13 protein-coding genes are annotated in these 14,075 nt (G+C 60.9%); 8 read left to right on the top strand and 5 right to left on the bottom strand.

Going from position 1 to position 14,075, the window contains the following annotated elements; translation table 11 throughout:
- Window positions 1-3: 3 nt before the first annotated feature.
- From QM647_RS01185 to metH, 4 genes are read left to right on the top strand one after another with little or no spacing between them, the layout of a single operon-like run.
- Window positions 4-1,005, top strand: coding sequence for a D-alanine--D-alanine ligase family protein (locus QM647_RS01185; protein ID WP_414993637.1), 1,002 nt, complete (start codon window positions 4-6; stop codon window positions 1,003-1,005).
- Window positions 1,006-1,401, top strand: a complete 396-nt coding sequence (locus QM647_RS01180; RefSeq protein WP_414993636.1) for a DUF4259 domain-containing protein — start codon at window positions 1,006-1,008, stop codon at window positions 1,399-1,401.
- Window positions 1,401-1,877 (top strand): DUF6882 domain-containing protein, encoded by a 477-nt coding sequence (locus tag QM647_RS01175; RefSeq protein ID WP_414993635.1) that lies wholly within the window; start codon window positions 1,401-1,403, stop codon window positions 1,875-1,877. Before QM647_RS01180 ends, QM647_RS01175 begins: the two co-directional genes overlap by 1 nt.
- Window positions 1,877-4,519 (top strand): methionine synthase, encoded by a 2,643-nt coding sequence (metH, locus tag QM647_RS01170; RefSeq protein ID WP_414993634.1) that lies wholly within the window; start codon window positions 1,877-1,879, stop codon window positions 4,517-4,519. The genes QM647_RS01175 and metH overlap by 1 nt, the downstream gene beginning before the upstream one ends.
- On the opposite strand, the gene QM647_RS01165 is transcribed toward metH, so the two are convergent.
- Window positions 4,520-5,284 (bottom strand): hypothetical protein, encoded by a 765-nt coding sequence (locus QM647_RS01165; RefSeq protein ID WP_414993633.1) that lies wholly within the window; start codon window positions 5,282-5,284, stop codon window positions 4,520-4,522.
- A gap of 195 nt (window positions 5,285-5,479) precedes the next feature.
- The gene (locus QM647_RS01160) at window positions 5,480-6,400 is read right to left on the bottom strand and encodes a hypothetical protein (protein ID WP_414993632.1); all 921 of its coding nucleotides are present in this window, start codon (window positions 6,398-6,400) and stop codon (window positions 5,480-5,482) included.
- Window positions 6,401-6,611: 211 nt separating this feature from the next.
- Between QM647_RS01160 and QM647_RS01155 the strand changes: the two genes are divergently transcribed.
- From QM647_RS01155 to QM647_RS01145, 3 genes are all read left to right on the top strand, one after another.
- Window positions 6,612-7,292, top strand: coding sequence for a TerB family tellurite resistance protein (locus tag QM647_RS01155; RefSeq protein ID WP_414993631.1), 681 nt, complete (start codon window positions 6,612-6,614; stop codon window positions 7,290-7,292).
- Window positions 7,293-7,456: 164 nt separating this feature from the next.
- Complete coding sequence (locus tag QM647_RS01150) at window positions 7,457-7,765, top strand: hypothetical protein (RefSeq protein ID WP_414993630.1); 309 nt, start codon at window positions 7,457-7,459, stop codon at window positions 7,763-7,765.
- A gap of 92 nt (window positions 7,766-7,857) precedes the next feature.
- Window positions 7,858-8,607 carry an N-acetylmuramoyl-L-alanine amidase gene (locus QM647_RS01145; RefSeq protein WP_414993629.1) on the top strand — a complete coding sequence of 250 codons (750 nt, stop codon included), beginning with the start codon at window positions 7,858-7,860 and terminating at the stop codon, window positions 8,605-8,607.
- Here the strand turns inward: QM647_RS01145 and QM647_RS01140 are convergent.
- Entirely contained in the window at window positions 8,604-9,062 is a 459-nt protein-coding gene (locus tag QM647_RS01140) for a hypothetical protein (RefSeq protein WP_414993628.1), read from the bottom strand. The genes QM647_RS01145 and QM647_RS01140 overlap by 4 nt on opposite strands.
- Window positions 9,063-9,202: 140 nt before the next feature.
- Here QM647_RS01140 and pstS point away from each other — a divergent pair, with 140 nt between their 5' ends.
- Window positions 9,203-10,273 carry a phosphate ABC transporter substrate-binding protein PstS gene (pstS, locus tag QM647_RS01135; RefSeq protein WP_414993627.1) on the top strand — a complete coding sequence of 357 codons (1,071 nt, stop codon included), beginning with the start codon at window positions 9,203-9,205 and terminating at the stop codon, window positions 10,271-10,273.
- A gap of 89 nt (window positions 10,274-10,362) precedes the next feature.
- Here pstS and QM647_RS01130 read toward each other — a convergent pair whose 3' ends face one another.
- Window positions 10,363-12,000, bottom strand: a complete 1,638-nt coding sequence (locus QM647_RS01130; protein ID WP_414993626.1) for an alpha-L-fucosidase — start codon at window positions 11,998-12,000, stop codon at window positions 10,363-10,365.
- On the bottom strand, window positions 11,987-13,963 hold the full coding sequence (locus tag QM647_RS01125) for a sialate O-acetylesterase (RefSeq protein WP_414993625.1): 1,977 nt from the start codon (window positions 13,961-13,963) through the stop codon (window positions 11,987-11,989). Before QM647_RS01125 ends, QM647_RS01130 begins: the two co-directional genes overlap by 14 nt.
- Window positions 13,964-14,075: the final 112 nt, after the last annotated feature.

The following is a 14,075-nucleotide window of genomic DNA, read 5'->3' as shown; positions in this document are numbered from 1 at the left end:
GCAATGCAGACCACCATCCTTTTCGGCGGCACCAGCCGCGAACGCCTTGTTTCTGTCGCCAGTGCCCAAGCCCTGACTCAGGCCTTGCCGCAAGCCGACCTGTGGTTCTGGGATCTCGACGGCACGGTGCATGTGACTTCGCAGGCCTGCCTGCTGGGCCATGAAAAGCCGTTCGAGGTGCCGTTCAAGGCCGATGGCGCCACCCTCGGCAGCGTGGCCGAGGCGCTCGACGCCGCGGCCGCCGAAGATCGTGTGCTGGTGCTGGGCCTGCACGGCGGCACGGCGGAAAACGGCCAGTTTCAGGTCCTGGCCGAGGCGCGGGGCGTGCCCTTTACCGGCTCCGGCTCGGCCGCTTCGCATCTGGCGTTCGACAAGACGGCGGCCAAGCTGTTCGCCGGCCTGGCCGGTGTGCATTCGCCGTCGAGCGTGACGCTGGAAGAGGCCGATGAGGCGCTGGCCCACTATGGCCGCCTGATCGCCAAGCCGGCGCAGGAGGGCTCGTCCTACGGCCTGATCTACGTCAATTCCTCGCAGGATATCGCCGCCGTGAAGCGCGAGTCCGCCAGCATGGCCTATCTGATCGAGCCCTTCATCACCGGGCCGGAAGCGACCTGTGGCGTGCTGGAGCAGGCCGATGGCTCGGTTATCGCCCTGCCGCCGGTCGAGATCGTGCCGGGCGATGGCGCCTTCGATTATGCTGGTAAGTACCTGAAATCGACAACGCAGGAAATCTGCCCGGCGCGTTTCGATCCCGCCATCAATGCCGAACTGCAGCGCCTGGCGATCAAGGCCCACAAGGCGATGAGCTGCCGGGGTTATTCGCGCTCTGACTTCATTATTTCGGACGCGAAAGTTAATGGGGGACCGGTCTATCTGGAAACCAACACCCTGCCTGGTTTGACCAAGGCCTCGCTCTATCCGAAGTCGCTGAAGGCACAGGGGATCGACTTTATCGATTTCCTCAATGGTCAGGTTGAATTGGCAGTCAGGCGTGCGGGGAAGTAGATGGGCGTCTGGTCCAGCGGTCCGTTCGATAATGATGACGCCGCCGACTTCATGATGGAGCTGGAGGCCGAACCGTCATGGGATGTGCTGCGCGATGTCTTCAAGGACGTGTTCGCGCACGAGGACTATGTCGAGCTGGCCGAAGGGGCGCGGGCCTATGCTGCCGCCGCCCTGGTGACGGTGGCCATCGGCAAGAGCGACGTGTCGGCTCAGGACTATTACATGATCGTCGGCGATATGGGGGCCATGCCCGAAGACCTGCCGGGCCTGGCCAGATCCGCTGTGAAGCGCATCAGCACCGGCGATTCCGAAATCCGGGAACTCTATCTCGACAGCGGTTCCTACAGTGAATGGGCAGGCATTATTGCCGCCATTGAGAAAGCTTTGGCGGGCTGATGGCCGAAGAGAAGTCAGCACCTGATTGGTATCATGAGTGGAAGCATGAAGCTTTTCATCAGTTGATGGACAAACAAGATCGGTTGGAAGCTGATTATGGGCTTAATACCTGGCCTCGTTATGACTATGATGTTGATGCAGGCCGTTTGACATTTTCACAAGATGGTGTGGTCAAGGTCATGGCCGACATTCAGGTCGTCGGCACAATTGGTTCCAAGGATTGGTTGTGGGCATGGGCCAATGATCACTGGCCGGATCATGTTGTTGCCGATATGGAAGAGGTTGTGAGTTTCGGAGAGACGCATGGCATTCTGGAATTGATAAGTGGCTATGTCACGGATACTGATCTGAACCAATTAGGATGGAAATTGACCGCCGTAGCCGTGCGTATCCTGAATGCTGTGGGCGCTTATCGTCCGCCCAGTGAAACGGGCGCATTGTTTCTTCTTATAAAATCCATACGTCTAGTGAACTAATGACTCCTACCTTTATCAATATCGGCGAACGCACCAATGTCACCGGTTCCGCCAAGTTCAAGAAGCTGATCGTCGAGGGCAACTATACCGAAGCCCTGGCCGTGGCGCGCCAGCAGGTCGAGGCCGGGGCACAGATCATCGACGTCAATATGGACGAGGGACTGCTCGATTCTGAAGTGGCCATGCGCACCTTCCTGAACCTGATGGCGGCCGAGCCGGATATCGCCCGCGTGCCGGTGATGATTGACTCATCCAAGTGGGAAGTCATCGAAGCCGGGCTGAAATGCGTACAGGGCAAGGCCATCGTTAATTCGATCTCGATGAAGGAGGGCCTCGACAAGTTCAAGGAACAGGCGCGCGCCTGCATGCGCTATGGCGCCGCAGTCGTGGTCATGGCCTTCGATGAGGTCGGCCAGGCCGATACCGCCGCACGCAAGATAGAGATCTGCACGAAGGCCTATCGCGTGCTGGTCGATGAGGTCGGTTTCCCGCCGGAAGATATCATCTTCGATCCGAACATTTTCGCCGTGGCGACCGGCATTGACGAGCACAACAACTATGCCGTCGACTTCATCGAAGGCACCCGCGCCATCAAGCAGACCCTGCCTTACGCGCGGGTATCCGGGGGCGTGTCGAACGTCTCCTTCTCCTTCCGCGGCAATGAGCCGGTACGCCGGGCGATCCACAGCGTCTTCCTCTATCACGCCATCAAGGCGGGCATGGATATGGGCATCGTCAATGCCGGCGACCTGCCGGTCTATGACGATATCGACGCTGAATTGCGTCAGGCGGTCGAAGATGTGATCCTCAATCGGCCGCAGCGCCACAATGTCAGCAATACCGAATACCTCGTTGATCTCGCCCCGAAATACAAGGGCGAGAAGGGGCAGGTCCAGCAGGTTAATCTGGCCTGGCGCGAAGGCACGGTCGAGGAGCGCCTGAAACACGCCCTGGTCCATGGCATTACCGAATTTATCGATGCCGATACCGAGGAGGCGCGTCTGGCCTCTGCCCGGCCGCTGCACGTCATCGAAGGGCCACTGATGGCCGGCATGAACGTGGTCGGCGACCTGTTCGGCGCCGGCAAGATGTTCCTGCCGCAGGTGGTGAAGTCGGCACGCGTCATGAAGCAGTCGGTGGCCTATCTGATGCCCTTCATGGAGGCCGAGAAGGAGGGCGGCGAGCACAAGGCGGCCGGCAAGGTGCTGATGGCCACCGTCAAGGGCGATGTCCACGATATCGGCAAGAACATCGTCGGCGTCGTGCTGCAATGTAATAATTACGAGGTCATCGACCTAGGCGTCATGGTGCCGGCGGATCGCATCCTGGCAGAGGCCAGGGCGCACAATGTCGATATGATCGGTCTGTCAGGCCTGATTACGCCGTCGCTGGACGAGATGGTGTTTGTGGCGCGCGAGATGCAGCGTCAGGGCTTCGATATGCCGTTGCTGATCGGCGGGGCGACGACTTCCAAGACGCACACGGCGGTCAAGATCGAGCCGGGTTACGCCAATAATCAGGTGGTCTATGTGCTCGATGCCTCGCGGGCTGTGGGGGTGGTGTCGAACCTGCTGGGTGACGACAGGGACACATTCAAGACTGAGACCAAGGCCGATTACGAGAAGGTGCGCCTGGCCTATGGTCGCGGCAATTCACAGCCGCGGTCCTCGCTTGAAGAGGCGCGGGCCAACAAATTCAAAATCGACTTCGCCGCCGAGCCGCCGGTGGCGCCGTCCTTCCTCGGCCTGAAGACCTTCTCGCCCTATGATCTGCACGATCTGGCCGATCATATCGACTGGACGCCCTTCTTTGCCACCTGGGAGCTGGCTGGCAAGTTTCCGGCCATTCTGGAGGATGAGATTGTCGGTGAGGCGGCCACCAGTCTCTACAAGGACGCCCGCGAAATGCTGGCGAAGATCCTTGAAGAGAAGTGGTTCGAGGCGCGCGGCACGATCGGCTTCTGGCCGGCCAATGCCACCGAAGACGACGATATCGAGGTTTATGAAGACGAGACGCGCTCGAAGGTTATTGCGCGCTTCCAGACCCTGCGCCAGCAGATGAAGAAGACCCGTGAGGGCCAGTCCAATACCGCCCTGTCAGACTTTATTGCCCCGAAAGGCACACCGGACTGGATCGGCGGCTTTGCCGTCACCGCCGGCCATGGGGAGATGGAAATTGCCAAGGCTTTCAAGGCCAAGGGCGACGACTATAACGCCATCCTTTCGACCGCCCTGGCCGACCGCCTGGCCGAGGCCTTCGCCGAGGCGCTGCATGCCCGCGTCCGTCGCGAACTGTGGGGCTATGCGCCGGATGAGAAGCTGTCGGTCGAGGAGCTGATTGCCGAAAAATACACTGGCATCCGTCCGGCGCCGGGCTATCCCGCCCAGCCGGACCATACCGAAAAATGGACCCTGTTCGACCTGCTCGACGCCCGTGCGCGCACCGGCATGGAACTGACGGAAAGCCTGGCCATGACGCCGCCGGCCTCGGTTTCGGGCATGTATTTCGCTCACCCGAAGGCGCACTATTTCGGCGTCGGCAAGATCGAGAAAGACCAGGTGGCGGACTATGCCCGCCGCAAGGGCTGGGCGGTCGATGAGGCCGAGCGCTGGCTCAGCCCTATCCTCAACTACGTGCCCTGATCAGGCGGGTTGAGCCACGGCCACCGGCTGGGACATCTGCGGCTTGCGGCCACGTAAGGAAAGCAGGGTGTTGCGCAGCCAGCTGTCGGAATGCGGGTCGACATAATGATAGAGCGCCGTTGCGCGAATCTTGTCCGGATCGCAGGATTCATTGGCATGAACCGATCGGTAGCCCCAGAAGAAATAGACGTTTCCGGGAGTCATGCGGATCTTTTCCGGCTTTAGCCCGCCCGACAGGACACCCTTGCGCAGGTGGGTCTGCATCAGGCGATTATCCAGGAAGAACTTGTCGATCAGATTGCCGAAATAAGTCTTCCTGAGGGGGCGCGTATTGGGGAACATGATCAGGTCGCCCGGCTGGCCCTCGGTGGGGATCAGAATGGGCACCAGAATGGTCAGGACGTAGGAATCGTAATGAAAGAAATAGGCATTCTGCTCGCCGGTCTGGCCAGCCAGGCAGCGCAGGATGTTATAGAAGGAGACGGGCGGTGCCGGCTTGCGGGTGCCGGACTCGTAAAGCTGGCGGCAAACCTGCTGGAAATTGGCCGAACGGCTCAGTTCCTGGAGCAGTGTGCCGGCCAGTTCCGCGGCTGAAAAGGCGATATATTCTCCGCCGTTCTTTTGTACCCTGTCTTCAATGAACTGGCGCAGACCGGAGAGCAGATCGGAAGGAATACAGTTCTCCACGACCCCATAGCCGTGCCTGTCCATATCGGTGGCAATAGTCGCGGCCGCGTCTGCGGCCACGGACGGGAAAACGTCCATGAGATAGCCCTGCGGGAAAGAATGCGATTCGAACTGTAATTTCGTAAGACTAGGTGCATTACCGCAGTGCGGTCAACGTGAAACACGCATGATGCGAGCCTATTCCCTTATGCGGCGAACTGTTTTCGCCCGCCGGGAGAGTCTGTCATTGTAAAATATAACACAGCCTGTGATGCAGGCAGTAATGTCAAATGCTTAAGAAGCCGGCGCCTCTGTCTTCTTCTTAGGCACATTGGTCCAGCCCAGACGATAGCCCAGGCCTTCCGACCAGGAACGCTTTTCGACATGGTTCGGATTGAGCGGCTGCTGAGTGGAATAGGTGGTTTCCGCATCGGTGGCCGTGGCATCGGCGGTTTGCGGCACCGAGGGAAGGGCGCGCGAGGCCGTGGCGCGGCTGGCCAGGGTATTGGTGGCCAGAGGGCCGTCGCCATTGACCGGCGCGGTGGCGGCGGTCAGGACCGGCTTCGGCTTTTCATTGTAATCGTGCGGCCCACCGGAATTCAGCGCCAGGGCGATGGCGTCCAGTTCGTCCTCGGTGGCCATTTCGGCGAACAGGTTCGGATGGCCGGAGAGGCGGACGGCGGCATGTTCGCAATCGCCCGGCAGCTGCCAGTTGGCATAGGCCATGGCGGCTTCCTTGGTCGGCGCCTCGCGGGCGGCGGACCATTCATTGTAACCGTAATCGCGGGCGTCCTCGGCCTTTTTGTGCTGGGCCTCGTCCTTGCCCTTGCCGGAAAGGGTGAGCGCGGCCTCATAGGCGCGCAGGTAGGACATGCCGATCGTCTGGATCTGGTCGTCGACCGGCATGACGGAATCGACCAGCTCGGCCATTTCCATGTTGCCGGAGAGTACACCATGGCACCAGGCCACGCGCAGGAAATCGTCCTTCGGGGCGTCTTCCAGCGTCGGGGCATGCAGGCTGCCATCGGCATTGCGGCCGGTGACGGCGGGGTTATTGGCCGGGACTGCCACCTTCTTCGCGGCCACATTCTTTGCGGTTACATTCTTTGCGGTTACGGGGCGCTTCTTCGCAGTCGCGGCCTGCGCTGGCAGGACGGACGCGCCGGCAAGGGCACAGAGGGTCAGAATAAGGGCGGACGATCTCAGCAGGCGCAAAGGAGGCTCCGGAAAGGGACGGTAAAGGTGATCAGAACACTGAAGAGCGTGCGGCAAAAACGCACATGTCTTCTGCCTGAAGGCTAACCTATACAGCAAGTAAGGCATAAAATCGCCATTAGGTATGTTTTTTTGCGAGTCTTACAGAAACTTAAGCACACACTCCGCCGTATTTCCGCTAAGATCAGCTTCCATAAGTACGCAGGTAATGATGTCGTTCTGGAAAAATCTGGCCCAGCTGGCGGTGCGTAGGTTTGATGCCGCCGAATGCACGGAGTGCCCGAAGGGGCCGCCGGGCGCCGATCCGGCCTTCGCCACGGCGGTGACGGCGCTGGGCGCCAAGCTTGCCATGGCCGATGGCCTGGCTCATGAGGTCGAGCAGACGGCGTTCCTGCATGTCTTCCAGCCCGATGACAAGGCGATGCGCGATGTCATGCGCCTCTATGACCTGGCGCGCCAGACCAGTCTCGGTTTCGAATCCTATGCCACCCGCCTGGCCAAGCGCTATGCGTCCTGCCCGCAAATCCTGGAGGATGTGCTGGAAGGGTTGTTCCATATAGCCATATCGGATGGTCATCTCAGCCATCAGGAAGAGACCTATCTGGAAACCGTGGCCGGGCTTTTTGGCATTCAGAAGACCGCTTATCGCCGCATCCGGGCTGGCTATGTGCCTTTGGGCGAGGACGATCCCTACCATATTCTGGGCCTGCTGCCGGATGCTTCGGATGACGAAATCCGCCTGGCCCGCAAGGCGCGCCTCACCGATTTCCATCCGGACCGCATACGGGCGCGCGGCCTGCCGGTGGACTTCGAGGCGCTCTATACAAAGAAGACTGCCCTGATCAACTCGGCTTATGACCAGATTGTGAAGGAGCGGGCACTGCTCGCCTAAGTAACGAAATTTGCGATCTTTTTATGCTGCAAAGCAGTATGAAAACTGGTTTTGGAGCGGATATTTTCGTCACAAAACCCTTACAGAGGTTGACGTGAGACTTATTCGTGCCAATCTTTGCTGTTAAGAGACGTGTATTGTCTCGGTGTTAAGAGGTTATACTGATGACCAAGCGTGATGCGTCCTTTGTCCGTTCTGCCTACAAACCCTGGGGTGAGGTTCGCCGTAAGAACATGATTGCCCGCCTGTTGAGCAGCCTGATGATGACGTTGATAGGTCTGGCAGTTGTGGCCGGCCTTGCGGTTCTGGCCCTGTTCGCGGCCTCGGTGGCGATGATCGGCGCGGCTGTGGTCGGTGTCATGGGGCTGACAGCCTTCCTGACGCGCAAGCCCGCCAAGGTGCGCATCCATGCCGAGGATGGCAAGGGCGTCTACGAGGCCCGCAAAAACGGTTCAACCTGGACCGTCTATTAAGGCTTTCGCCCGAAGAGATTTGAAGCGCCGCTATCGCTCGATGGCGGCGTTTTTTATTTGGCCCATCATCGGATTGCCGTTAAGACCGGCACATGATCGAAACGCCGTCTCCCAATTTCAATGAACGCAAGGGCCCGCCGGACATGGTGGTGCTGCACTATACCGGCATGCAGAGCGGTGAGGCGGCCCTGGCGCGGATGTGCGACCCGGACGCCAAGGTTTCCGCGCATTACATGGTCGAGACAGACGGGCGGATTTTCCGTCTGGTGCCGGAAGAGCGCCGGGCCTGGCACGCCGGTGTCAGCTTCTGGAAGGGCGAGACCGATATCAATGGCTGCGCGATCGGTATCGAGATCGTCAATCCGGGACATGAGTTCGGCTATCGTGACTTTCCGCCGGTCCAGATCGACGCCGTGATCGGCCTGCTGGATGGCATTCGCGAGCGCTGGGATATTCCGGATTCGCGCATACTGGGCCATTCCGATGTGGCGCCGGCCCGCAAGGAAGACCCAGGCGAACGCTTTCCGTGGGCGGAACTGGCGGCGCATGGCCACGGCCTGTGGGTGACGCCGGAGTTACCGCCAGAGGGCGTTATGGGGCCGCCGCTGGGCGGTGGCGATATCGGTCTGGGAGTCTTCTCGCTGCAATCGGCTCTGGGCAAGCTGGGCTATAATATCCTGGCTGGCGGCCCCTATGACGACGAGACGGCGACCATCGTCACCGCCTTCCAGCGTCACTGGCTGCCGGAACAGATAGGCACGGATTTACAGGGCCGGGCCGATGCGAAACTGCGCGTCACCCTGATGGCCCTGCTGCGCCATATTACCCTGCTGGACGTTTAGCCGCACCAGATGCCAACGGGCTTTTCCTGAGCGGTCTTCACATAGTCCTGGAAGACACTGCAGCTGATCCGCCCCGCCTTGTCCTTGACCGTGATCTGCACCAGCGGCGAGCCGGTATTGATGTCCTTGACGCGGTCCTTCGGCATACCGTTGCCGGTCATATGCACCGTCTGGTCCTTTGCCTCGACCTCGACCGTATCGGTATTGAACTCGATGGCCCCGCCGGCATTGGCCAGGTGCATGGTCTCCGGCACAGGCAGGCCGTAATACATAGCCGAAACGGTCAGGGTTTTGGCCTTCGCGGCGGCTTCGGGCTTGACGTGCAGAGCGATATCGTAGCTGAAATCGAGCGGCCTTGGCGCGGCCGAAGCCGATGCGGGCGCCTCGGCGGGCTTAGGTGAACACTGAACGAGCACCAGAGCCGCCAGGCTGGCGATGACAACCTTATGGAACACGCGCTCCCCCTTATCGTTTTCTTATGTGTCGAACGCAAATTGCGAACCACGCTTTTATACTGTATTGGCCCAGCTGTCACAATTGCAGTCCTTAGTGGATTCCGGTTGAAAATATCTCGTGCCCAATACTGGAGGTCACCATGTTCAAGTCGGTTCTCGCCCTCACATTCGCCGCCCTGGCGCTGGCTGCCTGCAGCCCGTCAAAGCCCGCCGGCGACGCGTCCGCCCCGGCCGCGACAGGTGGTATCAATGGCGCTGGCGCCACCTTCCCGGCCCCGCTCTATTCGGCCTGGGCCGAGACCTACAAGACCGAAACCGGCACGGCGCTGAATTATCAGGCCATCGGTTCCGGCGGTGGCATCAAGCAGATCGAGGCCGGCACGGTCGATTTTGGCGCCAGCGACAAGCCGCTGAAGCCGGAAGAGCTGGACAAGAACGGCCTCTACCAGTTCCCGGCGGTCATGGGCGGCATCGTGCCCCTGGTCAACCTGACAGGCGTCGAGCCCGGCAAGCTGAAGCTGAGCGGCCCGCTGCTGGCCGATATCTTCCTCGGCAAGGTCACCACCTGGAACGATCCGGCGATCACCGCCCTGAATCCTGATCTCAAGCTGCCGGCCCTGCCGATCACCGTGGTCCACCGCTCGGATGGCTCCGGCACCTCCTTCCTCTATACCACCTACCTGGCCTCGCAGTCGCCGGAATGGGCGTCGAAGGTCGGGGCCTCGGACACGGTGGAATGGCCGGCGGGCATGGGCGGCAAGGGCAATGACGGCGTCGCCGCCTTCGTCAAGCAGACCGTGGGCTCGATCGGCTATGTCGAATACGCCTACGCCAAGAAGAACGGCGGCACCTATGCCCTGGTGAAGAACAAGGCCGGTAATTTCCCGCAACCTGCCGCCGCCGCCTTCTCGGCCGCCGCTTCGAGCGCCGACTGGGCCAAGGCCGCCGGCAACTATATCCTGCTGCTTGACCAGCCGGGCGCCGATGCCTGGCCGCTGACCGGCGCCACCTTCATCCTCGTTCACAAGACCCAGACCGATGCCGCCAAGGGCGCTGCCGTGCTGAAGTTCTTCGACTGGGCCTACAAGAATGGCGATACGGCTGCCGGTTCGCTCGACTATGTGCCGATGCCGGACTCGGTCAAGGCGATGGTCCGCCAGCAATGGTCCGCGGTCCAGGCCGATGGCAAGCCGGTCTATACCGCGCAGTAAGCTTCCCGGCTTTCAATAGAAACCCCGCGATCACCGATCGCGGGGTTTTTTGTTTCTTCTCCTCCCCGCTATCGCAGAGGAGGAGAAAGTTAAATCAAACCAGAACCTGTAATTTTGAGCACCGGCGTAAAGGTCGGTTTTGCATCCGGCAGCTTCACGCTCAGACCATCCATGCCCAGCTCGAATTTCAGCGGCTCGGCATAGCCCAGCAGTTCGACCTTTTCGATCGTGCCCTTGCGTTGCTGAGATCCCTCGGCCATCGAATAGACCTGCACAAAGCCGTTTTCCGGCCACTCCTGCACCAGGGCATACAAGGCGCCGGCCTTGGTGGTGAAGCGAATATCCTCGTGGCTGAAAGGCTTGGCCTTGTTTTCATCCATGTCACCGGCCGAAGGCGGCGCGAAGGGGCCTTCGCCGAAGATATCCCATGGACGGGTGGCGAAGATGGCCTCGCCATTGACCGCCATCCAGGCGGCCATGTCGGCCAGGATCTTCTCTTCCTTCTCATCGATCGAGCCATTGCCGCGCACCGGAATGCTCAGCAGCATGTTGCCGTTTTTCGATACGACGTCGGCCAGGCGCTGGATGACATCTTTCGCCGTCTTGTAACCGTTGCGTTCATAGAGCGGGCGGTCATAGTGCCAGTTGCCGATGCAGGTACAGGTCTGCCATGGGATTTCGCGCAGTTGGTCTGAATAGCCGCGTTCGACATCCTCGGTGATCGCCTTGCGCTGCAGGTCGTTCAGGCGCTTGCCGGTGGCGACCACCTCCAGCTTGCCGTGCCACTTGTAACTGGCATTGTAGTAATAGGCGGTGGCGTCGAGGCCGGCCTGTTCCAGCGGCAGGGTGGTGTTGTCGAAATAGACGAGATCGGGCTGGTACTTGTCGACCAGATCCTGCTGGCGCAGCGCCCATTTCTTCACAAAGTACGGATCGCCCGGCGGCACGGTTTCCGGCCACTGGCCGGAATGGCTGTCGTTGTAAGCCTGCATGTCCTTGATGCTGGTGATGCCATCGGGCGGCACCAGATCGCCTTCGGGGCCGACATAGAGTTCATGCGGGTCGTAACCCTCCCACCACTTGCCCTTGCCGTCTTCCTTCTTCACACGGAAGGCATCGTAGCGCAGGCCACGCGCCGGACCTTCGCCATCATAACCGAAGGCGGTCGCCCACCAGTGCCAGGCATGGGCGCCGTGGTTGGAGACGCCGAATTTCAGTCCCTGCGCGCGCGCGGCCTTGGCCCAGGTGCCGACCACATCGCGCTTCGGGCCGAGCTTTGTGGCGTTCCAGCTCTGGTATTTGGAATCGAACATATCGAAATTGTCGTGGTGATTGGCCAGCGAGACGAAGTATTTCGCGCCGGCCGCCTTGTAGAGCCCGATCAGACGATCCGGGTCCCACTGATCGACCTTCCACTGGCCGATGAACTCCATAAAGCCGAACTGGGCCGGATGGCCGTAGGTCTGGACATGGTGCTCGTAATAGGGATTGCCCTGCTGGTACATCTGACGGCCGTACCAGTCACCCCATTCGGGCACGCATTGAGGGCCCCAGTGCGCCCAGATGCCGAGTTTGGCGTCACGGAACCATTCCGGCGTCTGATAGCTTTCGGCCAGCGATTCCCAGGAGCCTTTGAAGACGGGCTTTGCGGTGGCTTCGGCAGCGACGGGTGCGACAAAGGCGGCGCCGGTCGCGGTAGCCAGAAGGTGGCGTCTATTCAGTTTCATCGGGCGGTTCCATTTGGAATGGCAGGGCGGGCAGATCATCGCCGCTGTAGAGATTGGTGAAGGGGGCGTCGGACCAGGCGTAGCGCACTCTGAAAGCGTGGGCTGTGTTGGCGCCGGGGAGGACAATCGTACTGCCCTTGACTATGGCAGTTGTGTATCGGCAGCTATCGGGTTTGTCGCACACCTCAAACCCGATGGCGGTATCGGAACTGTAAGTCTTCAGGCCGGTTTCGGCATAACGGAAATTGACCACCAGATCGGCGCCGGAGCGCGTCACCGAAATGGCTTCCGGTCCGGTCGGGGCGACCGCCTGTCCGAAGGCGAGATGATCGACCGCCCGGGCCGCGCGCAGCCCGATAATGTTCTTCTGCGTCGGGTGAATATCGCTGCGGTCGCCGAAATCATAGCTGACGATCAGGGCGGCGTGCGGATCGGCATCGACGGTCAGGCGCTGGGCCTCGCGCAGTTCCGCCCAGTGCGAGACGCCGGGTGCAGTCGAGGTTGAGCCATAGGTCGAAAGCTGCATGATCAGTACGGGCAGGTCGGGCGCGGCAAAGGCCTTGCGCCAGTCAGCCATCAGCATCGGCAGCAGGGTGCGGTATTCGGCGGCGGCATCGGCATTGGATTCGCCCTGATACCAGGCCGCGGCCTTGACCGTATAGGGCGCCAGCGGGGCGATCATGCCGTTATAGAGGGTATTGAGGCTCGACGGCACATCCCAGGGGGCTGCGGGGATGGTGAGGCCTTTCGCCGCCATGCCGGTCTTGTAGGTCCAGTCGGTGGAGAGCGGAATGGCCTGGCCGTCACTGGTTTTAACGAAGCGCATGTCAGGCGTGCCGGTCAGGCCGTTACTGCCGAGTACCCGCAGTACGATGACGTTCTCGCCCGTTTTGAAAACGCCGGCCGGCACCTTGTAATCGCGCCACACCCAGTTAATGCCGCCGCTGCCGACCCACTGACCGTTGATCCAGGTGGTGTCGAAGGTATCGACCGGGCCCAGGGTCAGTTCATTGGCCCTGGCGGCCTGCTCGGCGGTCAGCGTCACGCGGGTGCGCAGCCAGACCACGCCTTCGAAGGCCTTGAGGTCGGCGGCATCGCTGTCCTTCCAGCCGCTGGTCGCTTTCAGATGAGACCAGGCAGAATCGTTAAAAGCCGGCGAAATCCAGGCGCGCTGCGCCTTGGCGGATTTGTCATGGGCGTCCCACCAGGTTTCCTGCGCTTTCGCGTGGTCCGCCTGCGCCTTGTCCGGCGCCGCGCCATACTGAGCCACGGCGTCGACACCGGCAGTATAGGCGGGCAGGGTACGTAAGGAGGCCGGGCTGATCCAGCCCTGGATGGTGGTGCCGCCCCAGTCGCTGGCGATAAAGCCGACCGGCACCTTGTGTTCTTTCTGCAGGGCCTTGCTCATGTAATAGCAGACGGCCGAGGCGTCACCGGTGGTGTTGGGACCGGCCACCTGCCAGGCGGGTACTGTCTTCAGGTCTTCGCGCGGCGCGGCGGAGCTGTCCCTCTCGATATTGACGAAGCGCAGGTTCGGGTTGGCTGAGGCGCTGATCTCGCCCCAGGCGCCGGTCGAGAGCCGCGCCGGAAATTCCATGTTGGACTGGCCGGAGCAGAGATAGACATCGCCGATCAGGATATCGTTCAGGGTGGTGGTGGCCTGGCCGTCGGAAACAGTGAGGGCATAGGGGCCGCCCGCTGTCAGGGCGGGCAGGGTGGTCTTCCACTTGCCATCGGCACCGGTGGTGGCGGTGGCGGTCTGGCCGTTGACGGCGATAGTCAGTGACGCGTTCGGCGTGGCGGTGCCCCAGACAGTGACCGGCTGGTCGCGCTGCAGCACGGCATGATCGCCGAAGATATGGGCGAACTGTGGTGTCGTTTGCGCATGGACAGCGAAAGGCAGGATGGTCAGCAGGCCTGTGGTCGCGGCCAGGGCGATGAGACGGCGGATATGGGACCGCATTGGTTTCCCCTCAACATATTATGGGTATGGCGCGCTCTTGCCGGCGGCCAGTCGCATAGCGTCAAATTATCATACCTTTTTCAAGTGTTTTCTGCATCGGGGTTTTCTTTTG

The sequence above is a fragment of the Asticcacaulis sp. genome (assembly GCF_047605585.1).
In the GTDB taxonomy this organism is placed as follows: domain Bacteria; phylum Pseudomonadota; class Alphaproteobacteria; order Caulobacterales; family Caulobacteraceae; genus Asticcacaulis.
Note: the sequence above shows the minus strand (reverse complement) of the source record. Positions and strands in the feature narration are given on the sequence as shown.